The following is a 25237-nucleotide window of genomic DNA, read 5'->3' as shown; positions in this document are numbered from 1 at the left end:
CTGCGACCGTAGACCGTTTAGGGTGGTCGTGTGAGATTAGGTGTCCTGGACGTGGGCAGTAACACGGTCCACTTCGTGGTGGTCGATGCCCACCGGGGCGGTCACCCGACCCCGATGAACGACTCCAAGACCCGGTTGCGGCTGATCGAGTACCTGGATGACGACAACAACATCTCCCGCACCGGCATCGCCCGGCTGATCGACGCGGTCAACGAGGCCGCCGAACTCGCGCGCGCCACCAACTGCCGTGAGGTCATGGCACTGGCCACCTCGGCCGTGCGTGACGCGGCCAACTCCGACGAGGTGCTGGAGAAGGTCACGAAGGAGACCGGGATCGAGCTGCGCGTGCTGTCCGGCGAGGACGAGGCACGGATGACGTTCCTCGCCGCCCGCCGCTGGTACGGGTGGAGTGCCGGGCGGATCGTCAACCTCGACATCGGTGGAGGCTCTCTGGAGCTGACCAGCGGGGAGGACGAGCTGCCGGAGCAGGCGTACAGCCTGCAGCTGGGCGCGGGCCGCCTGACGCACGACTGGTTCAAGACCGATCCGCCCGAGCGCAAGCGCATCAACCAGCTGCGTGACTACATCGACGCCGAACTCGATGGCCCCGCGCGGGCCATCCGCGCCGCGGGCGAGCCGGACCTGGCGTGCGCCACCTCCAAGACGTTCCGGACGTTGGCCCGGTTGACGGGTGCGGCGCCGTCGTCGGAGGGGCCGCGCGTGGAGCGGATCCTCACGGCGGCGGGCCTGCGGCAGGTGATCGCGTTCATCTCCCGCATGACGGCCGCGGACAGGGCAGAGTTGGAGGGCATCAGCTCCGATCGCTCGCATCAGGTGGTGGCGGGCGCGCTGGTGGCGGAGGCCGCCATGCGTGCGTTGGGGTTGGAAAGTGTGAAAATCTGTCCGTGGGCTCTGCGAGAGGGGCTCATCCTGCAGCGTCTCGACCGGGACGTGGGCGGCGACGGGAAGGGGAGCTGACGATGGCCGAGGATTCCGACGGTCAGCAGATCACCGTGGCGGAGCTGCTCAAGCGCATGGGCGCAGAGCAGCAGGCCGCGCCGGGCGGGCGTCGACGTCGCCGTGCGGAGGAAGGGGGCGTCAGCGTCTCCGAGCTCACCGGTGAGATCCCGCGCATCACCGACGACACCGTGCTCAGCAGCCGCGCCGCCCGCCGCCGTGCCCGCGAGGCCGAGGAGGCCGACGGTGGTGGCGAGGGAGCCGCGGGTGGCACAGGTGGCACCGAGGGTTCGGCCGGTGGCGCCGCTGGTGGCGGGGGGTCGGCCCCCGAGGCGGGAACCGGTCGGGCCGGCGCGCCGGAGGGCGCGGGCGCTTCGGCGGGCGCGGAGAAGACCCCGGGGGCGACGACGAGCCCCACCTCCACCCGATCCCCGCAGTCCGCGGCACCCGCGTCGGGGCCGTCGTCGGCGAGCGGCGGGACCTCGACGTCCGCGCCCGCCGGGTCGGCTGGTCGGACGGAGCGGGCCGGGCAGGGGCAGGCCGCGCCGTCGGCGTCGCAGCAGCCCACCACGCAGATGCCGGCCGCGACGCGGTCGCAGGGCGCGCAGTCGGCGTCCACCCAGACCCCGCCCGCGCAGCCGGCGTCGGCCCAGGCTCCGTCCGCGCAGACGCCGTCGGCGCCCCCGGCTCCGACCCCGCCGCCGTCCGCCGTCGCCGACGACGCCGACGAGCCCCAGAAGAAGGGCGGCCTGCGCGGGCTGTTCGGCCGCAAACGCAAGGATCCGGAGCAGTCCGAGTTCGATGCCCCGGCCGTCCGCCCGACCCCCGCCGGCCGTTCCGATGGCGATCAGCCCGCAGAGCCGGCCGAGTCCGCCGAGCCGGCCGTTCCCGCTGCCGGCCCGCTCGCCGACTCGGCCCCCGGCGGCACGGTCGGGAGCGCGGGCGTGACGGCAGTGGGCGCCGCCGGCGCGACCGCTGCTCCGGCCGGGTCCGGCTCGACCGGTGCCGACGCGAATGCGGTTACGACGCCGCAGCCCGCAGTGCCCCCAGCCGGCCCGTCCGTGGCCGACAAGACCCCTTCCGCGGGGGCATCCGCGACCGGCAAGACCTCGGCCGCCGGGGCTCCTGCTGCTGCCGCCGCCGCGCCCGCAGCGGGCAAGACCTCTACCGCCGCCGAACCGTCGGCTGACAAGGCCGCTGCCCGCGGTCCCGGCGAGGCAGACGCCGCCGAGGCCGGTACGCCGACGGCCGCACCGGCGGAGAGCCCCGAGTGGGGAGTGCCGTCGGGCAGCGGCTCGACCGCCCACCGCGCCCTCGAGGCTGCCGGCGAGCAGACCGGCGACACCGCCGCGACCGACACCACCGCGACCGGCTCCGAGACGACCGACTCCGATGGGCGTGACGGCGTCCTCGGCGCGGCGACCACTGCCGCGGCCGGCGGTGCGGGCGTGGCCGGGATGGCCGCCGCTGTCATCGGCGCCGGGACCGCCAACGCCCGGCCCGGGACCGACGAGGCGGCCGACGAGCAGTCGACCGCCCGGCAGCAGACCGCGCAGCCGGCAGGACAGTCCGTCGCCGACGACCGCGCGGCCGACCAGACGGACCCGGGATATCGCGACTTCGAGTACACCCCGGGTGGTGCCGACGCGGAGCGGTCGTCGGCGTCGCAGTGGCTGATCCTCGTCGCGCAGGTGCTGGCTTCGGCGGTCGCCGGCGCGGCCCTGTTCATCGGGTTCCAGCTGCTGTGGAACAACCTCACCTGGGTGGCGCTCGCGCTGGCGATCGTGGTGATCGTGGGGCTCGTCGCCATGGTCCGCGTGCTGCGCCGGTCGAACGACACGGTGAGCATCGCGCTGGCGGTGATCGTCGGCCTCGGAGTGACCTGCGGCCCGCTGCTGCTGAGGTTGGTCACCTAGGCCCTCCGCCTGCCCGGCGTGCTGCCCGACTCCGCCCGCACCTGCACCAGGTGCGGGCGGAGTCGTTCCTCGGCGCTCGCCCCTCGCGGGCTCTCCGTGTCCGGCGGTTTCCCGGGGCGCGAGCTCGGGAGTCTTCGGCGGCGCTGCAACTCACCTCTGGGTTTGCGCGCCGCCTATCGGATCACGCGCCACCTATGGGGTCCCACGGGCGCAGCGCAATCAGATAGGTGGCGTGGGTGCTGGGCCGGCCCGGCGCGGTCGGCCCGCCCCTCAGATCGCGGTATGCCCCACGGATTGCGATGTGCCCCTCGATCGGAGGCGAGGGGCCGCCCGGATGGCGTCGACATGCACCTCGGATCGCGACATGCCCCTCCGATTGCGACTCGCGCTGCGAGTTCCTGGGGCGGATCGCAATCCGAGGCGCGGATCGGCATGCGAGGGGCAGATCGCGAGCTGAGCGCACGGGTGGGCCGGCCCCGGGCGCCGCTGCATGCCGGGTGCGGGCCCGGCGCGACTGGATGGCGGGACGGCCCGGGCACGAGTCGACGGGAGGCGCGGCCGGCGCGACTGGATGGCGTCGGCGGCCCGCGCGCGAGTCGACGGGGGAGGAGCAGTCGGCGTACCGCCGGTCGACGGAGCACGCAGCCAGCCACCCGGAGCAGGCGGCCGAGTGTGGCACTGTAATGGGCATGACGAGAATCGCAGTGGTCGGCGGCGGACGCATCGGCGAAGCCCTCATCGCGGGACTTCGCGAATCGGGGACCGAACCGTCGGACATCGTGGTGGTCGAGGCCGTGCAGGCCCGCGCCGACGAGCTGGCCAAGAAGTACAACGTCCTCGCCACCGGCCTCGACATCGGTTGCGAAGGCGCCGATGTGATCGTGGTGGCGGTCAAGCCGCAGGACGTGCCCGCGGTGGTCGACCGGATCGGTGACGCCATCTCCGACAGCGTCCACGAGTCGATCGTCGTCTCACTCGCGGCGGGCGTACCCACGCAGGTTCTCGAGAACAAGCTCAGCGCCGGCTCGCCCGTGCTGCGGGTCATGCCCAATACGGCGATGCTCGTGGGGCACGGCGTCTCCGCAGTCTGCAAGGGCCGCTATGCGCGCGACGAGCACCTCGAGCAGGTGGTCACGATCATGGAGAGCGTGGGCCTCGTCGTCGTCGTCTCCGAAGCCCAGATGGACGCCGTCACCGCCATCTCCGGCTCCGGCCCCGCCTACTTTTTCCTCCTCGCCGAGGCGATGATCGACGCTGGCGTCGAACGGGGGCTGCCGCGCGACGTGGCGGTCAAACTCGCCACCGGCACGGCACTCGGCGCGGGCGCGATGCTCACCGGCGGCGGCGAGGGGCCCGCCGAGCTGCGCTACAACGTGAGCTCGCCGGGCGGCACCACCGCGGCGGCGATCCGCACGCTCGAGGCCAGCGGACTGCGCGCGGCCGTGGCGGACGCGGTGGAGGCGGCGGCGTCCCGATCGCGGTCCCTGGCGCAGGCGGCCACCTCCGACGACGACGACGACGAGAACGGCTGACCCCGCGCGGCGCCGCCCGTCGCCGATGCGGCCGGACGGGCCGCGTGTGCGCCTACCGAACCGACCCGCCGGAGCTGAGATCTCAGCCACCCGGCGGGTCGCGCTTTTAGCACAACCCCAGCTCAGAACGGGTGAGGGCGGGATTCGGCGGCGTGTCGTGGAAGTAATTCGCCCACTCCCGTCGCATTGATCACACCATTCACGCTAGGCTCATACCCAGCACGTGCGTGTCCGTACCGCAGGAGGGGAAGCCTGCGGCACGACGCGTGCCACGAAGGGTTGTGAGATGGCGACTTCCGACAAGACCGATGGCGGCTCGCAGGCGGCGGGGGGTTCTCAGTTCCTCACCGTTGCCGAGGTCGCCGCGCTGATGCGCGTGTCCAAGATGACGGTCTACCGACTCGTCCACTCGGGCGAGCTCCCCGCGGTGCGGGTGGGTCGGTCGTTCCGCGTGCACTCCAAGGCCGTGCACGAGTACCTCGACACCTCGTACTTCTCCGCGGGCTGACGCGCGTGGGGTGTGGGCCGCCGCGTGTGGTGGCCCGGCCCGGCGGGTGGCGCGGCGTATCGCACGGAATGTGCCGCGACATGTGGCCCGGTCCGGCGGGTGGGCCGGTAGATGGCCCGGCGCCCGGCCCGGTTTTCCCGGGGCGGGGCAGGCAGGTAGTCTGGACGGGTTCCGTCCCGGCTCCCGAGCCCCGATCGGACGCCGGAGCGTAGTAAGACCCGTGGCAGTACGGCCCGTGACAACGGCCCCAGACCAGTAGTCGACAGGTAGGTGACCCCCGATATGGGTTCTGTGATCAAGAAGCGCCGCAAGCGTATGTCCAAGAAGAAGCACCGCAAGATGCTCCGCCGGACCCGCGTGCAGCGTCGCAAGCTCGGTAAGTGAGTCTCGCGGCGCCCCGATAGCGCCCGGACTCACGCCTGTAGCGGATGCCCGTCACCAGCAGCGGTGGCGGGCATCGGTGTATTTCGGGAAGGGGTCGGCGGGCCGGGTCGCGCGACACCCGCAGGCGCTCCCGGGCCTGGCGTCTCGCCCCCGCGCATGCACGCGAACTCCCGCAGCCGCTCCCGCGGATGGCGTCTCGCCCCCGCGCATGCACGCGAACTCCCGCAGCCGCCCCTCGCCATGGCGTCTCGCCCTCCCCGCGGTGCGCGCCAGACGCCATCGTCGCGTGCGGCTGTCACCGGGGGCATCGAACCCGGCGGCGTGGCGACTGCGCCCATGGGGGACCGGTCCCGCCGCTAGACTCGGCCGGGTGAACACCGAAGCGCCAGCCAGTCGGCCGGCTCGCGCCGTCGCGGTCGTCGGCGGCAGCCGGTACCTCGGCGCGCACCTGGTGGGCATGCTGCTGCGCAACGACTCCGTCGAACGCGTGCTGGCGATCGACTCGGTCAAACCGTCGCCGCAGCACCGCAGGCGCATGCGCGACGCCGAGTTCGTACGCCTCGACCCCCAGTCGCCGCGTCTGCAGGGCATCCTGCGCGAGGCGAACATCGACACGGTCGTCCACGCCGGCCTGCACCACACCGACTTCGCGCCCGGCGGCCGCGCAGCCGTCAAGGAGTCCAACATCATGGGCTCGATGCACGTGATCGCGGCCTGTCGACGGGCCGCCTCGGTGAAGCGGTTCGTGCTCATCTCCTCGACGTCCGTGTACGGCTCCTCGGGGGTCGACCCGGCGATGTTCAGCGAGGACATGGCCGCGCGTCGCCACTCCAGCGGCGGCATCCCGCTCGACCACCTGTCGGTGGAGGGCTACGTGCGGGGCATGTCCCGCAAGCGCCCCGACATCGACGTCACCATCCTGCGCATCCCCGCGATTCTCGGCCTGCCCGAGCCCACCGTGGTCGGTGAACTGCTGCTGCCGTCGGTGGCGCCCGTGCTGGCCGGGTACGACCCGCGCATCCAGCTGTTGCACCCGCAGGACGCGCTCGACGCGCTGCTGCACGCCACGCTCGGGGCGACGCCCGGCACGTACAACATCGCCGCGGACGGGGTGCTCACGCTGACGCAGGCCATCCGGCGTGCCGGGCACATCCCGCTGCCGGTGATGCCGGCGACGTTCAAGCTCGCGGCGCGGCTGCTGTCGAGCCAGGGGCTGCGGGACATCGGCACGTCGCAGCTGCGCTACCTGCGGTACGGCCGGACGATGGACACCACTCGCATGCGCACCGAGTTCGGTTTCACCCCGCGCTACTCCACCGAGGAGGCGCTGCAGGCCTACCTGGTCGACTCCGGCGCCGAGCCCCTGGTCACCCGCGAGTCGGTCGAACGCAAAGTCGCCAAGGCCGCCGCCCTGCTCCCGGGGCCGGTGGCCGCCCGCCTGCGCGCGGGAGTGGACACCACCCTCGACGAGCTCGAGGCGATCGGCGCTCTGTCAGAACCGCTCGAGCCCGATCGCATCGAGGAGGAGGCGCCGTGAAGGGCCCGGAATTCGACCTGAGCCAACCCCTCGGCGGACCCCGCTGGGGAGAGGGCCGCCGAGACGCCCGCAGTGACCGGATGGTGGGGGAGGGCTTCCTCGGGGACACCACCGGCAGCGACGCCGCCGCCACGGAGATCGGCCGGATCGTCGACCGTTTCCTGACCTCCATGCGGTCGTCGATCGGGCAGATCGTGGACGCCCTGCCGATCGACGCCGAGGTCCTCGCTCCCGTGCGGGACCTCGCCCGCACCGTCGACACGATGCTCGCGACCGGCGATGTCAGCGCACTGAGCGGCCTGGCCGACTCCGTCAACGCCGCCGGTGAACTGCTCGCCACCCGCATCACCGGCGGGTACGAGGTCGACGAGTTCGGCTTCGACGAGCATTTCCACACCCACGTCTGGCTGCCCCTGTGGCGGCCGTTGTTCGAGCACTGGTTCCGCGTCGAGGTGATCGGCGCCGAGAACATCCCCGCCGAGGGCGCCGGCCTGCTCGTCTCCAATCACGCGGGCGTCCTGCCGCTGGACGGGATGATGACCACGGTCGCCGTCCACGACCACGCCGGCCGCGCCCTGCGCCTGCTCGCCGCCGACCTGGCGATGACCCTGCCGGTGTCCGCGCCGCTCGCCCGGCGGGCCGGCGCCACACTCGCCTGCAACGCCGACGCCGAACGACTGCTCGAGGCCGGCCACGTCGTGGCGGTGTGGCCCGAGGGGTTCAAGGGCCTCGGTAAGCCGTTCGCCGACCGGTACCGCCTGCAGCGCTTCGGCCGCGGCGGGTTCGTCGCCACCGCGTTGGCCGCCGGGGCGCCGATCATCCCATGCTCGGTCGTCGGTTCCGAGGAGATCTACCCGAAGATCGGCGAGGTCCCCGCGCTCGCCCGCCTGCTGGGCCTGCCGTACATGCCGGTGACGCCCGCGTTCCCACTGCTGGGCGCCCTCGGCGGGATCCCGCTGCCCACCAAGTGGACGATCGAGTTCGGCGAGCCCATCGAGACCTCCCACCTGGGGCCCGACGCCGCCGATGACCCGATGGTGGTCTTCGAGATCACCGACCAGGTGCGAGAGACCATCCAGAACACGCTGTTCCGCAACCTCGCACGGCGCGGGAGCGTGTTCTTCGGCTGAGACGCCGCCGTCGACTGACCGCGGGGGCGCGAGTCGCGCGGCGGGTCGCGCGGCGAGCTGAGAGGGCCCGGCGGGCTGGGGGCTCAGAACATCCGGCGCAGCGAGCCCGCCGCGCGCACGCCGTACGACGACCGCGCCGCCGCCCGCGCACCCGCCAGCCCGCCGACCGCCAGCACACCCGGCATCGCCTTCTTGGCCGCCTTGCGCACCGTGCGGAAGTCCTTGACATCCCAGCCGTTCTCCGAGGCGTACTTGCGCAGGCGCGAATCCGGGTTGATGGCCACCGGGTTGCCGACCATCGTCAGCATGGGCATGTCGTTGAAGCTGTCCGAGTACGCGTAGCAGCGGGACAGGTCGAACCCCTCGGCCTCGGCGAGCTTGGCGATCGCGTGCGCCTTGCCGGGCCCGTGCAGGATGTCGCCCACCAGGCGGCCCGTGTAGACGCCGTCGTGCTCCTCGGCGACCGTGCCCAGCGCGCCCGTCAGCCCAAGTCGCGTCGCGATCACGCGCGCCAGCATCACGGGCGTCGCGGTGACCAACCAGACCTGCTGCCCGGCGTCGATGTGCATCTGCACGAGCGAGCGGGTCCCGGGCCAGACCCGGTCGAGCATCGACGTGTCCACGACCTCCTCGCTCAGCTCGGTCAGCTCGGCGACGGTGCGCCCCTCGACGAAGCTCAGGGCCTTGTCGCGGCCCGCGGCGACGTCGTCGGCGTTCTCCTCGCCCGAGATCCGGAACTTGGCCTGCGACCACGCGAGCCCGGCGATGTCGCGCGCGGTGAAGAAGCGGTGCTTGGCCAGCCCGCGGGCCAGCAGGATGATCGAGGCGCCCTGGATCAGGGTGTTGTCGACGTCGAAGAACGCGGCGACGTGCGGGTCCGCGACGAACGGCTCGGCATCGGCGGCGGCCTCCGCGGCCGTGTCGGCGGCGGGCGGGGCCGCGGGGGCGGCAGCGGCACCGTCGGCGTCGGCGAGCGGGGGGCCGGGCTCGGCACCCGGCTCGAGCTTGACGGCGTGCTCTGCGGAGGCCTCGCCGGCGACCCGCTGGACCCGCGCGTCGCGGCGCCTCCACACGAGCCTCCCCAGCGCCGAGATCACGTCGGCACGACCGGGCAGTCGCCGGCGGCGTGGGGAGTCGGCGTGCTCGGCCGGTCCCGCGGAGGGGTCGGTGCCCTCGTCGTCGTACCGGTCGTCGCTGTGCTGGTGGTCGCCGTGCTCGTCGCTGGCGTGGTCGTTCTCCGGGTGGGAGTCGTTCACCGGGCGGGACCTCCTCGGGGGCTGCGACCCCATCCTAGGGGAGCCCGGGAGGGGTGGTGCACTATCGAGGCATGGTGCACACGGTGACCCTGTTGACCCGCGAGGGCTGCGGTAGCTGCGTCCGCGTTCACGGCCAGCTGCTGCCCCTGTGCGAGGGTGCCGGCGCGCGCCTCGAGGTCACCGACGTGGACCGCGCCGACGACGCCGACCTCGCCGCCGAGTACGGGGACCGCCTGCCGGTCGTGTTGGTCGACGGTGCGGAGCATTCGTGTTGGGAGGTCGACGACGACGAGCTGCTCGCCACGCTCGCCGGGCCCGACCCGTTCGCGGGATGGGACTAGAGCCGGACGGGCACAGTGAGCGACCGGTGACGGACCCCGCCCGGGGCTCAGGCGTCGGTGCGGAGGGCCCGCAGGATGGTCGCGTGCCGGAGCAGGAAGGCGCCCTCGTCCAGCTTCTTGCGCCGCAGCCACCCGGTGACCTCGCTGTTGTGCTTGCTCGCGTTGCACGAGGCGCAGGCCGGGACCACGTTCTCCAGCGTGTAGCGCCCGCCGCGGGAGATCGGCATGACACAGTCCCGCTGCAGGGCCGGCCCGACGGCGTGGCAGTAGGCGCAGCCGCCCCACGCGTCGAGGTCCGCGCCCACTGCGGGTCGGTGAGGTCGTTGTCGACCCGGGCGAGGCGCCGCTGACGACGCTTGGCGTACCGGGCGCGGGTGGCGGCGGACATCGTGGCGGAGGACCTGCGACGCGGGGGCACGCAGTCACCGTACTCGGGCGGTCGGCCTCCGGTCCGCGCTGTTCACGGGCGGTGTGAGGCGCTGCACGGACATAGCATCCGGTGCGGTGACGGTTTTGTCCCGGGGTGACATGCGGGTTACGGTGGATCCCGTTACGGGTCGTACGCAGGCTTGAGGGCCACGGCCGTCCCGGCAGAGTGTTCCCGATCCGGGAGTGCCCTGTGCACAGCCGTGAACACCGACAGGAGACGACCGACTGTGGACCAGCGTTCCGCGAGTTCGTCCGGCGGGGCTGCGTCCTTCTCCCGAGTGGTTTCTCCCCGAGTTGACGAGCTGGCATCCATTCTGGCATGGGCCCGTCAGGCCCTGACGTCCGGGGGTCGGTTGTGAGCATCCTCCTGGTGGGTGTGTCCCACCACAGCGCGCCGGTGGCGCTGCTCGAGGCCGTGGCCGTGTCCGAGGTCGACCGCGACGCGCTCACCGAAGAACTCATCGCCGGCGAGAACGTCGACGAGGCGATGATCGTCACCACCTGCAACCGCGTCGAGGTGTACTCGGCCGTGGACGCGTTTCACCCGGCGCTTGACGACGTCGTCAACCTCCTGTCGCGCCACTCGGGCCTGTCCGTCGACGAGCTCAGCCGGCACCTGTACATCCGGTACTCCGAGTCCGCCGCCGAGCACCTGTTCTCCGTGGCCTCGGGCCTGGACTCGATGGTGGTGGGCGAGCAGCAGATCATCGGCCAGATCCGCACCGCGTACCAGTCCGCCTCCGAGATCGGAGCGGCCGGCACCACCCTGCACCGCCTCGCCCAGCAGGCCCTGCACGTCGGCAAGCGCGTCCACACCGAGACCGGCATCGACTCCGCCGGCGCGTCCGTCGTCTCCGTGGCGCTCGACCGCGCGGCGGAGATCCTGAACGCGAGCGCCGACGCCGACGCCCCCGACGCCCCGGCCTCGCGCCGCCTCGACGGTCGGCAGGCCGTCGTGCTCGGCGCCGGCGCCATGGGCGGCCTGGCCGTCGCACACCTCGGCCGCGGCGGGATCTCCCGCATCGAGATCACCAACCGCACTCCCGAGCGCGCCGACCGTCTGTCCGAGATCGCCCGCGACTCCGGCACACCCGCCACCGCGTTCCCGCTCGACGAGCTCGCGACCGCCGTCGCCCGCGCCGACATCCTCTTCACCTGCACCGGGGCCGTCGGCACGGTCGTCACGCTCGGCGAGATCCACACCGCGCTGGCCCGCCGCGGCGACCGCGGGCCCCTGGTCATCTGCGACCTCGGAATGCCGCGCGACGTCGACCCCGCCGTCGCCGGCCTGCCCGGCGTGACCCTGCTGGGCATCGAGGCGCTCAAGGCCGACCCTGCCACGTCATCCGCCGCGGCCGACGCGGATGCCGCCCGCACGATCGTCGACGCCGAGCTCACCGCGTACACGCAGGCCGAGCGCATGGCCGGCGTCGGCCCGCTCATCGGCCAGCTGCGGGGCCGCGGCGGGCAGGTCGTGGCCGCCGAGATGCGCCGGCTCGAGTCGCGACTGCCCGACATGGACGACAAGGTGCGCGACGAGGTGGCCAACACCGTCCGTCGCGTGGTCGACAAGCTCCTGCATCCGCCCACCGTGCGGTTCAAGGAACTCGCCGCCCAACCGGACGGGGAGAACTACGCGGCGGTCGTGCGCACCCTGTTCGACCTGGATCGCGACGTGGACGAGGAGGCCTCATGAGCAGCAGGACCCTGAAGGTGGGAACCCGCGGCAGCACCCTGGCCACCACCCAGGCCGGGCACGTACGCGACGCCCTCATCGCCGCCGGGTACCCGGCCGAACTGGTGATCGTGCGCACCCGCGGCGACGTGGTGATGGCCCCCGTCGAGCGCATCGGCGTGGGCGTGTTCACCCTCGAACTGCGCGCCGCCCTCGAACGCGGTGACTGCGACATCGCCGTCCACTCGTACAAGGACCTGCCGACCGCGCGCGACGACCGGTTCGCCCCGATCGCCGTGCCCCCGCGCGTCGACCCGTCGGACGTGCTCATCGCCCGCGACGGGCTCACGATGGACACGCTCCCGCAGGGCGCCCGCGTCGGCACCTCCGCCCCGCGGCGGCGCTCCCAGCTCGCGGCCCTGCGCCCCGACCTGGACCTGCACCCCCTGCGCGGGAACATCGACACGCGGATGGGATACGTCACCAGCGGTGATCTCGACGCGGTCGTCCTCGCGGCCGCCGGACTCGACCGCACCGGGGCCGGAGAGCGCGCCACCCACCGGTTCGGCATCGACGAGATGCTGCCCGCCCCCGCCCAGGGCGCTCTCGCCGTCGAAGCCCGCGCCGACGACACCGAGGCGATCGAGGCCCTCGCCGTCGTCGACCACCTCCCGTCCCGCGTCCGCGTCATCGCCGAGCGTCGCCTGCTCGCCGACCTCGAGGCCGGGTGCACCGCGCCCGTCGGCGCGCGCGCCGAGTTCGACGACGCCGGACTCGACGGCGGCGGCGTGCTGACCCTGCACGCGGTGGCCGCCGCCCACGACGGCTCCACCGTCCTGCGCACCACCGGCACCACGACCCCCGCCGAGCATCCCGACGGGCCGGTCGCCGCCGCCGAGGAGCTGGGACGCCGCCTCGCGGCCGAACTGCTCGAGCGCGGCGCCCGCGACCTCATGACCGTCGAATCCCCCGAGCAACGAGCGCCGCTCGTACCCAAGGAATCCACGACCGCGCCCCCGACCGTCACGGATCCCTGACCCCCGAACTCCCATCTCGCGCGCAGCCAGCGCGCGACACCCACCGCACGGAGAGACGAACAATGACTCGAGCACGCACCACCCGCCCCGGAACCGTCCGCTTCGTCGGCGGCGGTCCAGGCAACGCGGGGATGCTCACCTGCCGGGCCCGCGAGGTCCTCGCCGGCAACGCGCTGGTCTTCGCCGACGCCGACGTGTCGGCCGACGTACTGGCACTGGTCGCCACCGAGGTCCCCGTACCGCAGGAACTGCTCGACGCGCGTCAGGCCGAGATCGACGCCGCCGTGGCCGCCGAGGACAAGGCCGAGGTCAAGCGCCTCAAGGCACTCCCGGCTCCCACCGCCGCCGACGTCCGGCCCGTGCTCGGTGAGCCCGCCGCCGTGGCCAAGCAACTCGTCGCCGAGGCCAAGAAGGGCCGCGACGTCGTCCGCCTCGTGACCGGCGACCCCATGACCACCGACGCCACCGTCGTCGAGATCGCCACCGTCGGCCGCACCGTCGTGCCGTTCGAGGTCGTCCCCGGTGTCGCCGAGGCCACCGCCGTGCCCGCCTTCGCCGGCATCGCGCTCGGCTCCGGCTACGTCTTCGCCGACGGCCGCGGCAAGGTCGACTGGGCGGCCCTCGTCGGCTCGCCGGGGCCCATCGTCCTGCGCACCACGACCCGGCACCTCGCCGAGGCCGCCTCCAACCTCGCCGAGCAGGGCCTCGCCGCCGGCACCCCGGTCACCGTGACCTGCTCCGGCTCTCTCTGTGCCCAGAAATCCGCCGACGGCACCCTCGCGACCATGGCCGAGGTCGGGCGCGACATGGAGGGCGACCTGGTGGTGACCATCGGCAAGTCCGCCGGTGAGCGGCACCGCCACCAGTGGTGGGAGTCGCGTGCCATGTTCGGCTGGAACGTGCTCGTGCCCCGTACCAAGGCCCAGTCCGCCGAGATGAGCGAGCGCATCGCCGAGCACGGCGCCGTGCCCGTCGAGGTGCCGACCATCGCCGTCGAGCCGCCCCGCAGCCCCGCTCAGATGGAGCGCGCCGTCAAGGGCCTCGTCGACGGCCGCTACCAGTGGGTCGTGTTCACCTCCTCCAACGCCGTCCGCGCCGTGTGGGAGAAGTTCGTCGAGTTCGGCCTCGACGCCCGCGCCTTCTCCGGCGTGAAGATCGCCTGTGTCGGCGAGGGCACCGCCGCCCGCGTCCGCGAACTGGGCATCCAGCCCGAGCTGCTGCCCAGCGGCGAGCAGTCCAGCCTCGGCCTGCTCGAGGTGTTCCCGCCGTACGACGACGTCCTGGACCCCGTCAACCGCGTCCTGCTGCCGCGCGCCGACATCGCCACCGAGACCCTCGCCGAGGGCCTCACCGCCCGCGGCTGGGAGATCGAGGACGTCACCGCCTACCGCACCGTCCGCGCCGCCCCGCCGGCCGCCGAGATCCGCGAGATGATCAAGACCGGCGGGTTCGACGCGGTGTGCTTCACCAGCTCCTCGACCGTGCGCAACCTCGTCGGCATCGCCGGCAAGCCGCACGCCCGCACGCTCATCGCCTGCATCGGGCCGCGCACCGCCGAGACCGCCGCCGAGTTCGGCCTGCGCGTGGACGTGCAGCCCGAGAACGCATCGGTGCTGGAACTGGTCGACGCCCTCGCCGCGCACGCCGACCACCTGCGCGCGGCCGGCGAACTGCCGCCCCCGCGTCGACGCGCCCGCCGGCGCTGACCCGGCACGTGTCACCGGCGCTCGGGTGCCCCTCGGAGAGCACCCGGCGCCGGTGACGGCGACTTTCGTACAGTGGGACACGTGATGACACCGCACGACGACACCGCTTCCGTCCCCGCGCCGCTGGTGCGTCCGCGTCGACTGCGCTCGACGCCGGCCATGCGTCGGCTCGTCGCCGAGGCCACGCTCGCGCCCCGTCAGCTGGTGCTTCCGGCGTTCGTCGCCGACGGGATCGATGCGCCGCGCGACATCTCGTCGCTGCCCGGGGTCGTCCAGCACACCGTCGACTCGGTGCGCCGCGAGGCCGTCGCCGCCGCCGAGGCCGGGCTCGGGGGGATCATGCTGTTCGGCGTCCCGCTCGACGCCGACAAGGACGCCACCGGGAGCTGTGGCGCCGACCCCGAGGGCATCCTCAACCGCGGCCTCGCGGCCGTCCGCGCCGAGGTCGGCGACGACCTCGTGATCATGGCCGACACCTGCCTCGACGAGTTCACCGACCACGGGCACTGCGGCGTCCTCGGAACCGACCCGCGCGGCGAACAGATCGTCGACAACGACGCCACCCTCGTCGCCTACAACGACCTCGCCGTGTCCCAGGCCGCCGCCGGTGCCCACGTCGTGGCGCCCAGCGGGATGATGGACGGACAGATCGCCGCCATCCGCGAGGCCCTCGACCGCGAGGGTCACCAGGACGTGGCCCTCCTGGCCTACAGCGCCAAGTACGCCAGCGCCTTCTACGGCCCGTTCCGCGAGGCCGTCGGCTCGTCGCTGCGCGGCGACCGCCGTACCTACCAGCAGGATCCCGCCAACATGCGCGAGTCCCTGCGCGAGGTCCGGCTCGACCTCGACGAGGGCGCCGACATGGTGATGGTCAAGCCCGCCATGTCCTACCTCGACATCCTGCGCCAGACCGCAGAGATCTCCGACGTGCCCGTGGCGGCGTACCAGGTCTCCGGCGAGTACGCGATGATCTCCGCCGCCGCCGAGCGCGGCTGGATCGACCACGACCCGGCCGTCATGGAGTCCCTCACCTCGATCCGACGCGCCGGCGCCGACATCGTCCTGACCTACTGGGCCCTTCACGCCGCCCGCCTGCTCTCCGAAGGCTGGGGCGCGCGGTGACACGCGCCAGCGGTCCCTGGCGACCGCCCGCCCGGCCCGAGCAGTCGGGCGCACCGGCCGGTCCCGTAGAACCCACCGAGCCCACCTCGCCCACCGAGCGCGCGGGGCCCCCGCCGGAGGAGATCCACACGGCGTGGGTGCTCTGGCTCGCCGCCGCCGCGTTCGGGCTCGTCGGCATGCTCCTCAACGCCGCGACCGCGAGCTTCGGCGACCTGCCGGCCGCCACCCGGGACGCGTTCCGCGACGCCGTCGCCGACACCGGAGCCGTCGACATCTCGGTCGAGGACATGTTCTCCATCTCCCTGGCGGTCGGTGCCGTGGTGGCGCTGCTCGCCGCCGCGGTCACCGTGTGGCTGGCCTTCCGCCTGCGGGCCGGGAAAGGTTGGGCCCGCACGATGCTCGACATCGTGGCCGTCTTCCTGATCGTCGACGCGGTGTCCGTGGTCGTCGGCGTGTTCGGCGGGGTCGCGGTCGCGGGGGAGCGGGGTGACGTGGTCAGCTTCATCGTCATCGCCCTGCAGATCCTGGCCGGGCTGTGCGCCGCCACCGCCGTGTGGCGCCAGCACACGGCCGAGGCCATGACGTTCACCACCCCGGGCGGCGGCGCGCGTGCCGGCAAGTGACGCGGCCGCCACACGGCCGGGCATAGAGCCCGAAGGCCCCATCCTGTACGCCGAGGACGGCTGGAGCTGGGCGTGGTTCCTCGCCGCCCCCGTGTTCTGCGCGGCCGCCGCGGCGTTCGAGCTGATCACCGGCGCCCCCGTGCACTGGATGATGCTGACCGTCTGTGCGGTCGCGTCCGCGCTCTGCCACGGCGTGATGATCGCCGCCACCCGCGTCCACGGCCGTGTCCGGCTCACCCCCGAGGTGTACATCCAGGGCACCGAGGAGCTCGGCCTGGACCGGATCGACGCGGTGCTTCCGCTGCCGGCCGCCGGTGCGCCCGAGGCCTCGTGGGAGACCGCCCGCACGCTCGGCGAGCTGCGGGAGGTCCCGCGCCGCCGCGGGGCGGTCGGACTGCGCCTGGACTCCGGCGCCGAGGTCCGCGCCTGGGCCCGCGACCGCGCCGCCCTGCACGCCGCCCTCAGCGGTGCCGTCGCCGCGGCCGAGGGCGGGGCGGGACGCGGCGGGTCGGACCCGGCGTGAGTTCGCGTCGCCTCGCGGTGGCCTCCGTCGTCACCGCCGCACTCGCCGTGCTGCTCTGGTGGCTGTCCCGGGACGTCGTCTTCGTCCAGCCGCCGGTGGTCGACCCGCCGGTCGAGGGGTCCATCGAGCGGGTGCGGACCGACACCCGGCTGCTGTTCGCCGCCACCGTCCTGGCCGGCCTGACCATGGTCCTCGCCACGCTCGCGATGCTCCGAGGCTCCCCCCGTCGCGGGGCGTGACATATCTACTTCTAGCTGGGGCTTTCCCGGTAACCCGGAAGTCCCGGTAACGATCGTGTGACGGTTCCCTGAGTCCGCACGGGGCTCCACCGCGTGGCGGGGGTCACGGGCTACATTTGTCGCGGTTCGGACGCATGTGACACTCGTGAAAACGAGCAGTCGCTGCGTCCGATTCGCCGGAGAGACACCTACAGCACATGGAATCGGGGATCGGTGCAGCCGTCTAGCACTTTTGTTGGCACCACGGCGGTCGTCGGGGCGATCGCACTTCTGGGAACCGGAGTGGCCTCGGCCACGCAGGTCGAATGGCAGGACTGCACCGAGATGCTCGGGATCGAGGCCGAATACGTGCCCGCCGGCCTCGAGTGCGGGACCGTCGAGGTTCCGGTCGACTACAACGCCCCCGACGCCGCCAAGACCAAGGTCGCCCTCACGCGGATCAAGGCCTCCTCCGGGCAGGCGCGCTCCACGGTGTTCGGCAACCCCGGCGGACCCGGCAACTACGCGCTCAACTTCTGGAACCCGGCCCCCGACGGCAGCGGCCCCGAGGGGCTCTACGAGAACCACGATCTCGTGGCCGTCCAGCCGCGTGGGCTGTTCGGCTCCAACCCGATGGTCTGCAACGTCGACTTCGTCGGCCCGAACACCGTCAACGCGCTCCACGACGCCTGCTACGGCACCGACCCCGAGTACATGGCGTCCATGACCACCGAGAACGCCGCCCGCGACATGAACGCGGTCCGCGAGGCGCTCGAGCTGGCCGAGATCGACTACGTGGGCGTCTCGTACGGCACCGCGATCGGCACCGACTTCGCCACCCTGTTCCCGGAGAACACCGGGCGCATGGTGCTGGACTCCAACACGCACCCCGACTGGCGCTGGTCGAAGCAGGCCGAGCAGGGTGCCCTGGCGCAGGAGCGGCGGGTCAACGACATCTTCGCCTGGATCGCCGAGCGTGACGACTACTACGGCCTCGGCGACACCCCGCTGAAGGTGTTCCACTCCTGGAAGTGGGTCACCGACCAGGAAGTGGGCGGCCCCGCCAACCTCACCCCGCCGCCCGCCGAGGCGCGCGACCTGCCCGTCGAGCTGCGCGGCACCCCGGTCGAGCGCCCCGCGCTGGACGTCATCAACGGCACCGCCCCCGCCCGCGCCCGCGTCGAGGGCTTCGCCCGGGCCGTCGCCCTGCAGGGGTTGACCAACAACGCCACCACCGGGCTCTACGACACCACTGTCGGCGCCACCTACTCCGAGCAGGCGTGGCCGATGCTCGCCCACATCCTCAAGTACTACAACGACGGCGGGAACATCGCCCGGGTCGACTACGAGACCGTGGGCCTGATGCTCGCCGCGCAGGAGAACCGCTCGCCCGTCTACCGCACGGACGTCGAGATGAACTCGATCATCACGTGCAACGAGACCGCGGCGCCGTCCGACCAGCTGGGCGTCATGTCCGCCAAGGTCGACAAGTTCACCGGCGGCAACCGACTCACCACCCGCGCCGCCGTCGAGGCCGCCGGGGACGACTGCGTGGGCTGGGAGCCCGTCGCGCGGACCATCAGCCCGAACGGTGACGCGCTCGACGAGAAGCCGCTCGTGCTGCACTCCGAGAACGACGCCATCACCCCCATCGCCGGCGCGCACCGCGTGGTCGAGGCGCTCGGTGGCGCCCTGGTCACCGTCGGCGGCGGCGACCACGGCACCTTCCGGACCGGCAACGAGGCCGTCGACAAGCTGGTGATGGAGTTCCTCCGCACCGGCGCCGCGACCCCGGGCCACGTCGACGGCAAGCCGTCGCCCGAGCCGCTGCCCCGCTGGGGCGAGGCCGAGCGCATCGCCGCCGCCCAGCAGGGCATGTCCGCGCCCGTCGCGGGTGCTGACGACTGGTACGGCACCCACCGCGACGCCGGCGCCGGCGCGGGCGTCACCGACGCTGCGGCTCTCGGCTCCGTCGGCGCCCCGGCGACCGGTTCCGTCGGCACCCCCGCGGACGCGCCCGCCCCGGCGACCGGATCCCTCGGCGCCCCTGCCGCGCCTGCCGCCGCACCCGCTGCGGTGCCGGCCCCCGCGCCGCTGCCCAGTCCGCAGCAGCTGCACCAGCAGGCGGAGAAGGCGGTGCAGGACTTCGCCGGGCAGGTCGACGCCGCCGCGAAGTCGCTGTTCGCGCCCTTCGTGCCGCCCGCCCCGCCCGCGCAGCCGCAGGTCTAACACCACGAGGGGGTACTCGCGGCCGGACTTTGAGACACTGGGGGAGTGACGTCTGCGAGTGATGCCTTCCCGACCCCGTCCGGCATGTCCGGTACCACCCGATCGGCCGAGCTCTTCGCCGAGGCCCGCGAGCTGATCCCCGGCGGAGTGAACTCCCCGGTGCGCGCCTTCAACTCCGTCGGCGGAACCCCGCGCTTCATCCGCGAAGCGCGGGGTTCTCGCATGACGGACGTCGACGGCAACACCTACATCGACCTCGTCTGCTCGTGGGGCCCCATGATCCACGGGCACGCCCACCCCGAGATCGTCGACGCCGTCCGCGACGCCGCCACCCGCGGCCTCAGCTTCGGCACCCCCACCGAGGGCGAGGTCGACCTGGCCCGCGAGATCATCGCCCGCACCTCGGTCGAAGAGGTGCGACTGGTCAACTCCGGCACCGAGGCCACCATGAGCGCCGTGCGCCTGGCCCGCGGGTTCACCGGCCGCTCCAAGGTCATCAAGTTCTCCGGCTGCTACCACGGCCACGTCGACGCCCTCCTCGCCGACGCGGGCTCCGGCCTCGCCACCTTCGCCCTGCCGGACTCGCCCGGCGTGACCGGCGCGACCGCCCACGACACGATCGTGCTGCCGTACAACGACATCGAGGCCGTGCGCGTGGCGTTCGCCAACCACGGGGGCGAGATCGCCTGTGTGATCACCGAGGCCGCCGCCGGCAACATGGGCACCGTCCCGCCGCTGCCCGGGTTCAACGAGGAACTGCGCACTCTGTGCTCCGAGAACGGCGCGCTGCTCGTGATGGATGAGGTCATGACCGGCTTCCGCGCCGGCGACCGCGGCTGGTGGGGCATCGAGGGCGTCGCCGGCGACCTCACCACCTTCGGCAAGGTCATGTCCGGCGGACTGCCCGCCGCCGCGTTCGGCGGCCGTGCCGATGTTATGGCCGCCCTCGCGCCGGCCGGACCCGTCTACCAGGCGGGCACCCTGTCCGGGAACCCCGTCGCGGTGGCCGCGGGCCTCGCCTCGCTGCGTCTGGCGGACCACGCCTGCTACTACACCCTGCAGACCAACGCCGACCGGCTCGAGGCCCTCATCGGTAACGCGCTGCACGGCGCCGGTGTCGCCCACACCATCCAGCGGGCGGGCACGATGCTCAGCGTGTTCTTCACCGAGGAGCAGGTCACCGACTATGCCGGCGCCAAGGCCGCCGAGACCTTTCGGTACGCGCCCTTCTTCAATACCCTGCTGGACCGGGGCATCTACGCCCCTCCGAGCGCCTTCGAGACCTGGTTCGTCTCCACGGCCCTCACCGACGACGACTTCCAGCACATCGCCGACGCCCTGCCCGTCGCCGCCGAGGCGGCCGCCGCCGCGACCGCCCCCGAGGACGGCCGATGAGCCGCAGCGGCCGCGGGCTACGGGGACGTCTCGCCGTCCCGGCGACCGGCCCCACCTCATTGCCGATCCCCCTGCGCGGAGACCATCCCGCCCCCGCCGCGGCGCCGCCGTCGTTGGGCGGGTCCGCGGCCGCCGCGGACCCGGCAGAGGCGCCCGTCGAGACGCAGCCCGAGGGGTCTGCGTCCTATGGCGCCGAGCCGGGGACGATCGCCGCTCCGGGTGAGCCGACCTCGTCGTCGTCGACCCCCCGGGACACCTCGGCCCGCGCAAACGAGACGCAGACGATCGTGCATCTCGTGCGCCACGGCGAGGTCCACAACCCCGAGGGCGTCCTCTACGGGCGGCTGCCAGGGTTCCGGCTGTCCGAGCTGGGACGCAGCCAGGCGGAGACCGTCGCCCGCGTCCTGGGGAAGGGGCACGACATCGTGTCGATCGTCGCCTCCCCGTTGCAGCGCGCCCAGGAGACCGCCGCCCCGCTCGCCGAGACCCTCGGGCTGCCGGTGGGGATCGACGCGGACATCATCGAGGCGGAGAACCGTTTCGAGGGGCGCAAGGTCGGCGGCCCCGGAGGCGCGCTCCGGGACCCGCAGTACTGGCCGATCCTGGTCAACCCGCTGCGGCCGTCGTGGGGCGAGCCGTACCTGCAGATCGCGCACCGCATGATCGGCGCCGTGTACTCGACCCTCGACACCGCCCGCGGGCACGAGGCCGTCCTGGTGAGCCACCAGCTGCCCGTCTACACCACGCGACGCTTCCTCGAGGGGCGGCGCCTGTGGCACGACCCGCGGTCCCGGCAGTGCTCCCTGGCCTCGGTCACCTCGCTGGTGTTCGAGGGCACCACGCTGCGGGACATCGTCTATTCCGAGCCGGCGGGCGAGTCCGACCCGACGCAGACTGGAGCATGACCCATGCGTAAGACCAAGGCCGCGCTCGGCGCGTTGCTGCTCACCGGTGCGCTCGTCTCCGGCTGCGCGACCGGCGACGACGCCGTAGTGGTGGGTCCGGAGACGTTCGAGTTCGTCAGCCCCGACGGCCAGATCGAGATCCACTACGACCCCCCTGCCGAGCGCAAGGCCGTCGCCACGATCGCCGGGCCCGACCTGCTCGACCCCGACCGCACGCTCACCGTGCAGGACGACTTCGCCGGGCAGGTGGTGATCCTCAACCTGTGGGGCCAGTGGTGCGGGCCGTGTCGCGCCGAGTCCGACGACCTGCAGCGCCTGCAGGAGGAGTACGAGCCCCGCGGCGCGACCGTGTTCGGCATCAATCTTCGCGACCCCAACCGGCAGAAGCCCGTCGACTTCGTCCGCGACAACGGCATCACGTACCCGTCGATCTGGGACCCGAGCAACGCGGCCGTCGCCGCCCTCCGAGGCTTCCCGACGTCGGTGGTGCCGGCGACGATAATCCTGGACAAGCAGCACCGGGTGGCCGCCGTGTACCTGGCCGAGATCACCGACGACGAGCTGAGTGAGACCGTCGACAGGATCCTGGCCGAGGAGGTCGAGCAGGTGTGACCCCCGAGGTGATCCTGCTCGCCCAGAGCGTCGGGGAGACCTTCCAGCAGACCGTGGCCAGCGGGCCGATCCTGCTGGCGCTGGGCGCGTGCCTGCTGGCCGGGCTCGTGTCGTTCGCCTCGCCCTGTGTGATCCCGCTGGTGCCCGGGTACCTCGCGTACCTGGCCAGCGTGGTGGGCGCCGAGCGCCCGCCGGTCACCGCGGCCGCCGCAGAACGGCAGCGCGCCGCCACCGCCACCCTGACCGTGGAGGAACGGCGCACCCGCCGCGCTTCCCGGGCCCGCGTGGTGGGCGCGTCCCTGCTGTTCGTGGGTGGGTTCACCGTCGTGTTCGTGCTGCTCAGCGCGATGGTGTTGGGGACCGTGCAGTACCTGGCCCCGCAGCAGGAGCTGCTGCAGCGGCTCGGCGGCGTGGTGACCATCCTCATGGGCCTGGTCTTCATCGGTCTTGTGCCCACCCTGCAGCGGGACACCCGCATGCAGCCCAAGGCGCTCTCGACGTGGCTCGGCGCGCCGATGCTCGGCGCCGTCTTCGCCCTCGGCTGGACCCCGTGCCTGGGTCCCACGCTCGCCGCCGCGCTGTCGGTGGCCGCCGGTACGGGCGTCGACGCGGTCCGAGGCGTCCTGCTGATCGTGGCGTACTGCCTCGGACTCGGGCTGCCGTTCGTAGTGGTGGCGTTCGGGTCCACCTGGGCGATGCGCACTGTCGGGTGGCTGCAGAAGCACACCCGGGCCATCCAGGTGTTCGGCGGCGTCATGCTCATCATCGTGGGCCTGCTGCTGCTCTCCGGCGGCTGGGCGCTGTTCATCGACTGGCTGCGCGACTTCGCCATCTCGGACACCACTCTGCCCATCTGACCCACTCGGGCTGGCCGGCGTCGCTCGCGCGGTCATGCGGCGATCCGGTTGTCGGTGAGGCGCTGCGCGATCGCTGTGTCGAGGTCGTGGAGAAGGGCGAACGGTAGGACTGGCGCGTGCAGCGGCGTCAGTGGTGGTGGGCCGGGTGTGGGTGGCGGTGGGTTGGTCGCGCGTGGGGTTCCGGCTGGTGGGATCCATCGGACGCCTTGGGGTGCGGTGCGGTCGGGGATGGTGGTCCAGCCGGTGTCGTGGATCATGGCGTGGCAGTCGGCGCTGGTCAGGGCCAGTTCGTTGATGTTGGTCAGCCCGCCGGCGGCCCAGAGTTTACCGGCGTGGTGGGCTTGGCAGTGTCGGGCGTCCTGGTCGCAGTCGGGGTGGGTGCAGCCGCCGTAGGCGGCGAACAATGCCAGGCGTTGGTAGTGGGAGGCGGTGCGGCGACTGCGGTAGAGCTTCAGGTCGATCTGCTCATCGCACAGGGCGAGGAACCAGTGGTTGCCGGCCGCCATGGCGATGGCCTGGTCGACGGGGACGCGGATGCCGCCGTCGGTGTGACCGCATCCGGCCAGGGTGGCCAGTTGGTCGAGGTCGATGCGCACGACGATCGCCGCCGCCGCGCCGGTCTTGCTCGCGTCTGTGGCCAGCGCGAGGGTCAGGGCGTGGACGAGGGCGTCGTGCATGCGTTGACCGTCGCTGCGGGTGTCCTTGTCGTCGGGGTCGGGCCACAGGCGTCCGGGTTGTCCCCAGCGGGCGTGGACCTCACGCATCAAGGCCGCCAGTTGGGGGTCCATGGTCATCGACGCCCGGGCCATCAGGTCCAGCCCCTGGCCGGAGCAGGTGACCGATCGACGCCTAGCCCGTTCGCCGGCGCCGCGTTCGGTGCGGCCCGGGTCGATCTGGTCCAGCAGGCGGTGGGCGTTCTCCTGCAGGCGGCGGGTCGTGCACTGTCCGGCGGCCAGGGCGATCAGCTCGGCCTCGAGGCGGCTACGCTCGTCGTCGTCGACCTCGTCCGGTAGCGCGGCCAGGGCGGTGGTGATGATCTTCAGGTGTCCGGCCGAGATCTTCCCGGCCGCGGTGGCGGCCATGCGGGCGGTGTCGGCGATCGCGGAGTCCTCGAGGCGGCCGCGCGCCTCGCCCGGCGCCAGGCCGAGGCCGCCGGTGAGCATCTGACGTTCGTTGATGTAGCCCATCTGCCTGGCGGCCCCGGCTCTCCGCGCGGCGGCCATGACGCGCGCCTGGGTGGCGCGGAGGCGCCGTTGGGCCTGCTCGAGCGCGACGAGCTCGGCGTGCAACTCAGCCGCCGCGGCCTCGGACCAGTCGCGGCGCAGGTGCGCATCGAGCGCGGACAGCACGGCGGCCATCTCACCGCCCGCCGTGGAGGCACTGCCCGCACCACTCACCCTGTCGCTCATGTGTTCGATTAGATCATCCGGGTACGACACGAACCCGTCTCCGCAGGTCACGCCGACTGGCGCGACGTGGCCGCGCGTCGGATGACCCATCCGCCGGCTTCGCTCAGCTGCAAAGATCACTGGCTGTGACCGCGCACCGACTCAATCATGCCCCTCATGACTCGCCGCAACGCCTCCGGTTCGAGAACTCAGGGCGACGGCGGAACCATTCGGCTGGGCGGGGCGTCGTACAGGTTGTGGGGAGAAGTAGAGCTTTGTGCGCCGCGCTGGTGGCGGCCGGCGTGGTGCTGTCCGGGTGTGCGTCGGCGGGCGGAGGAGAAGAGACGCCGACGACGACGAGATCTGCCGCCCCTGAAAAGTCCGGCAATCCGTGGGATCTGCCGGTCGAGCAGAGGCCCGCCCTTTTCGAACCGTGTGGTGAGATCCCGATTGAAGCCATCGAGGAAACTGTAGGTTCGCCCGTCCGGCTGGACGAAGGTCTTCGCAATCACGAGCCAGGCGACTTGTTCACGTGTGGGTGGAAAAACGACGAACTTCTTTTTGGTGTGATCTCCACCTGGAAAACGAAGCGTGCCCTAATTGGCGATCGAGGCTTCGGCTCCGTAGATACTGAATCGACGGTCAGCGGTCGCCCCGGATTCCGGGCGAGTGACGAGGGGCGCGAAGAGGACACCTGTTACCAAGCGTTCTTTACCTCGCGTGGAGCGGTACTGGTCAATGTGAATTTGCGTACGTCGCTCAGAACCTTTCGCGGTGAGCGGCCTTGGACGGCGTGCGACGTGCTTGACGAAGTAATTGAGCCGGTAGTGCCGTACATTCCGGGAGGGGATTACTGATGTCAGTTCATCTCGAACCAAGCTCCGCACAAGACTGCGTAACGGCGTGTGACCGATTCAAAGCTGCCGTGGAATACTTATCAGCGCTTGATCGATACAC

The 25237-nt window shown here is 72.4% G+C and carries 23 protein-coding genes and 1 pseudogene; 21 read left to right on the top strand and 3 right to left on the bottom strand.

The annotated features are described in order from the left end of the window. Nucleotides 1–30 precede the first annotated feature (30 nt). From A6035_RS13515 to A6035_RS13485, 7 genes are all read left to right on the top strand, one after another. Nucleotides 31–978, top strand: coding sequence for a Ppx/GppA family phosphatase (locus A6035_RS13515; protein WP_200836475.1), 948 nt, complete (start codon nt 31–33; stop codon nt 976–978). A 2-nt stretch (nt 979–980) separates the two neighbouring features. After that, a complete protein-coding gene (locus A6035_RS13510) occupies nt 981–2873 on the top strand; it encodes a hypothetical protein (RefSeq protein WP_108848204.1) in 1893 nt (630 codons plus the stop codon). A gap of 689 nt (nt 2874–3562) precedes the next feature. Continuing rightward, nucleotides 3563–4405 (top strand): pyrroline-5-carboxylate reductase, encoded by an 843-nt coding sequence (gene proC / locus A6035_RS13505; protein WP_108849287.1) that lies wholly within the window; start codon nt 3563–3565, stop codon nt 4403–4405. Nucleotides 4406–4691: 286 nt separating this feature from the next. After that, the gene (locus A6035_RS13500) at nt 4692–4913 is read left to right on the top strand and encodes a helix-turn-helix domain-containing protein (RefSeq protein WP_007630344.1); all 222 of its coding nucleotides are present in this window, start codon (nt 4692–4694) and stop codon (nt 4911–4913) included. Nucleotides 4914–5195: 282 nt separating this feature from the next. Next, on the top strand, nt 5196–5297 hold the full coding sequence (locus tag A6035_RS13495) for a 30S ribosomal protein bS22 (protein ID WP_003855542.1): 102 nt from the start codon (nt 5196–5198) through the stop codon (nt 5295–5297). A gap of 370 nt (nt 5298–5667) precedes the next feature. After that, complete coding sequence (locus A6035_RS13490; protein ID WP_108848202.1) at nt 5668–6834, top strand: NAD-dependent epimerase/dehydratase family protein; 1167 nt, start codon at nt 5668–5670, stop codon at nt 6832–6834. Beyond that, nucleotides 6831–7964: a lysophospholipid acyltransferase family protein gene (locus tag A6035_RS13485; protein WP_108848200.1), complete on the top strand. Its 1134-nt coding sequence runs from the start codon at nt 6831–6833 to the stop codon at nt 7962–7964. Before A6035_RS13490 ends, A6035_RS13485 begins: the two co-directional genes overlap by 4 nt. Before the next feature lie 83 nt (nt 7965–8047). Here the strand turns inward: A6035_RS13485 and A6035_RS13480 are convergent, their stop codons facing one another. Then, entirely contained in the window at nt 8048–9220 is a 1173-nt protein-coding gene (locus A6035_RS13480) for an HAD family hydrolase (RefSeq protein WP_425267504.1), read from the bottom strand. Nucleotides 9221–9291: 71 nt separating this feature from the next. Here A6035_RS13480 and A6035_RS13475 point away from each other — a divergent pair, with 71 nt between their 5' ends. Further along, nucleotides 9292–9561, top strand: a complete 270-nt coding sequence (locus tag A6035_RS13475; RefSeq protein WP_108848199.1) for a glutaredoxin family protein — start codon at nt 9292–9294, stop codon at nt 9559–9561. Between the two features lie 47 nt (nt 9562–9608). Here the strand turns inward: A6035_RS13475 and A6035_RS13470 are convergent. Next, nucleotides 9609–9949 (bottom strand): annotated as a pseudogene (locus tag A6035_RS13470) (HNH endonuclease). A 396-nt stretch (nt 9950–10345) separates the two neighbouring features. Between A6035_RS13470 and A6035_RS13465 the strand changes: the two are divergent. The 12 genes from A6035_RS13465 (at nt 10346) to A6035_RS13410 (ending at nt 22892) form a co-directional block, all read left to right on the top strand. Then, complete coding sequence (locus A6035_RS13465; RefSeq protein WP_208635543.1) at nt 10346–11686, top strand: glutamyl-tRNA reductase; 1341 nt, start codon at nt 10346–10348, stop codon at nt 11684–11686. After that, nucleotides 11683–12702, top strand: coding sequence for a hydroxymethylbilane synthase (gene hemC, locus A6035_RS13460; RefSeq protein WP_108848197.1), 1020 nt, complete (start codon nt 11683–11685; stop codon nt 12700–12702). Before A6035_RS13465 ends, hemC begins: the two co-directional genes overlap by 4 nt. A 62-nt stretch (nt 12703–12764) precedes the next feature. Continuing rightward, nucleotides 12765–14408: a bifunctional uroporphyrinogen-III C-methyltransferase/uroporphyrinogen-III synthase gene (locus tag A6035_RS13455; RefSeq protein ID WP_108848196.1), complete on the top strand. Its 1644-nt coding sequence runs from the start codon at nt 12765–12767 to the stop codon at nt 14406–14408. Between the two features lie 84 nt (nt 14409–14492). After that, nucleotides 14493–15530 carry a porphobilinogen synthase gene (hemB, locus tag A6035_RS13450; RefSeq protein ID WP_108848195.1) on the top strand — a complete coding sequence of 346 codons (1038 nt, stop codon included), beginning with the start codon at nt 14493–14495 and terminating at the stop codon, nt 15528–15530. After that, entirely contained in the window at nt 15527–16153 is a 627-nt protein-coding gene (locus A6035_RS13445) for a hypothetical protein (protein ID WP_108848194.1), read from the top strand. Before hemB ends, A6035_RS13445 begins: the two co-directional genes overlap by 4 nt. Further along, nucleotides 16140–16676, top strand: a complete 537-nt coding sequence (locus tag A6035_RS13440; RefSeq protein ID WP_108848193.1) for a hypothetical protein — start codon at nt 16140–16142, stop codon at nt 16674–16676. Before A6035_RS13445 ends, A6035_RS13440 begins: the two co-directional genes overlap by 14 nt. Next, nucleotides 16673–16915 carry a hypothetical protein gene (locus A6035_RS13435; RefSeq protein WP_108848192.1) on the top strand — a complete coding sequence of 81 codons (243 nt, stop codon included), beginning with the start codon at nt 16673–16675 and terminating at the stop codon, nt 16913–16915. Before A6035_RS13440 ends, A6035_RS13435 begins: the two co-directional genes overlap by 4 nt. A 282-nt stretch (nt 16916–17197) precedes the next feature. Beyond that, complete coding sequence (locus A6035_RS13430; protein WP_244192446.1) at nt 17198–19123, top strand: alpha/beta fold hydrolase; 1926 nt, start codon at nt 17198–17200, stop codon at nt 19121–19123. An 84-nt stretch (nt 19124–19207) separates the two neighbouring features. Further along, nucleotides 19208–20518 carry a glutamate-1-semialdehyde 2,1-aminomutase gene (gene hemL, locus A6035_RS13425; protein ID WP_108848191.1) on the top strand — a complete coding sequence of 437 codons (1311 nt, stop codon included), beginning with the start codon at nt 19208–19210 and terminating at the stop codon, nt 20516–20518. Next, a complete protein-coding gene (locus tag A6035_RS13420; protein WP_108848190.1) occupies nt 20515–21423 on the top strand; it encodes a histidine phosphatase family protein in 909 nt (302 codons plus the stop codon). The genes hemL and A6035_RS13420 overlap by 4 nt, the downstream gene beginning before the upstream one ends. Nucleotides 21424–21426: 3 nt before the next feature. Then, nucleotides 21427–22035, top strand: a complete 609-nt coding sequence (locus tag A6035_RS13415; RefSeq protein WP_108848189.1) for a TlpA family protein disulfide reductase — start codon at nt 21427–21429, stop codon at nt 22033–22035. Beyond that, nucleotides 22032–22892, top strand: coding sequence for a cytochrome c biogenesis CcdA family protein (locus A6035_RS13410; RefSeq protein ID WP_108848188.1), 861 nt, complete (start codon nt 22032–22034; stop codon nt 22890–22892). The genes A6035_RS13415 and A6035_RS13410 overlap by 4 nt, the downstream gene beginning before the upstream one ends. 32 nt (nt 22893–22924) lie before the next feature. On the opposite strand, the gene A6035_RS13405 is transcribed toward A6035_RS13410, so the two are convergent. Continuing rightward, on the bottom strand, nt 22925–24301 hold the full coding sequence (locus tag A6035_RS13405; protein ID WP_244192445.1) for a DUF222 domain-containing protein: 1377 nt from the start codon (nt 24299–24301) through the stop codon (nt 22925–22927). 254 nt (nt 24302–24555) lie between these two features. Between A6035_RS13405 and A6035_RS13400 the strand changes: the two genes are divergently transcribed. Continuing rightward, nucleotides 24556–25137, top strand: coding sequence for a DUF3558 family protein (locus tag A6035_RS13400; RefSeq protein ID WP_162534006.1), 582 nt, complete (start codon nt 24556–24558; stop codon nt 25135–25137). Nucleotides 25138–25237: the final 100 nt, after the last annotated feature.

It is taken from the genome of Dietzia lutea (genome assembly GCF_003096075.1).
GTDB classification, from domain to species: Bacteria; Actinomycetota; Actinomycetes; order Mycobacteriales; family Mycobacteriaceae; genus Dietzia; species Dietzia lutea.
The sequence above is the reverse complement of the archived record's forward strand: the minus strand, read 5'-3'. Positions and strand labels throughout refer to the sequence as shown.

Bases quoted from the DNA above. Each gene is read 5' to 3' on its own strand.
- A6035_RS13420 (WP_108848190.1), top strand. From the start codon at position 20,515: ATGAGCCGCAGCGGCCGCGGGCTACGGGGACGTCTCGCCGTCCCGGCG.
- proC (WP_108849287.1), top strand. From the start codon at position 3,563: ATGACGAGAATCGCAGTGGTCGGCGGCGGACGCATCGGCGAAGCCCTC.
- A6035_RS13500 (WP_007630344.1), top strand. From the start codon at position 4,692: ATGGCGACTTCCGACAAGACCGATGGCGGCTCGCAGGCGGCGGGGGGT.
- hemL (WP_108848191.1), top strand. From the start codon at position 19,208: ATGTCCGGTACCACCCGATCGGCCGAGCTCTTCGCCGAGGCCCGCGAG.
- A6035_RS13455 (WP_108848196.1), top strand. From the start codon at position 12,765: ATGACTCGAGCACGCACCACCCGCCCCGGAACCGTCCGCTTCGTCGGC.
- hemC (WP_108848197.1), top strand. From the start codon at position 11,683: ATGAGCAGCAGGACCCTGAAGGTGGGAACCCGCGGCAGCACCCTGGCC.
- A6035_RS13475 (WP_108848199.1), top strand. From the start codon at position 9,292: ATGGTGCACACGGTGACCCTGTTGACCCGCGAGGGCTGCGGTAGCTGC.
- A6035_RS13495 (WP_003855542.1), top strand. From the start codon at position 5,196: ATGGGTTCTGTGATCAAGAAGCGCCGCAAGCGTATGTCCAAGAAGAAG.
- A6035_RS13510 (WP_108848204.1), top strand. From the start codon at position 981: ATGGCCGAGGATTCCGACGGTCAGCAGATCACCGTGGCGGAGCTGCTC.
- hemB (WP_108848195.1), top strand. From the start codon at position 14,493: ATGACACCGCACGACGACACCGCTTCCGTCCCCGCGCCGCTGGTGCGT.
- A6035_RS13415 (WP_108848189.1), top strand. From the start codon at position 21,427: ATGCGTAAGACCAAGGCCGCGCTCGGCGCGTTGCTGCTCACCGGTGCG.
- A6035_RS13405 (WP_244192445.1), bottom strand. From the start codon at position 24,301: ATGAGCGACAGGGTGAGTGGTGCGGGCAGTGCCTCCACGGCGGGCGGT.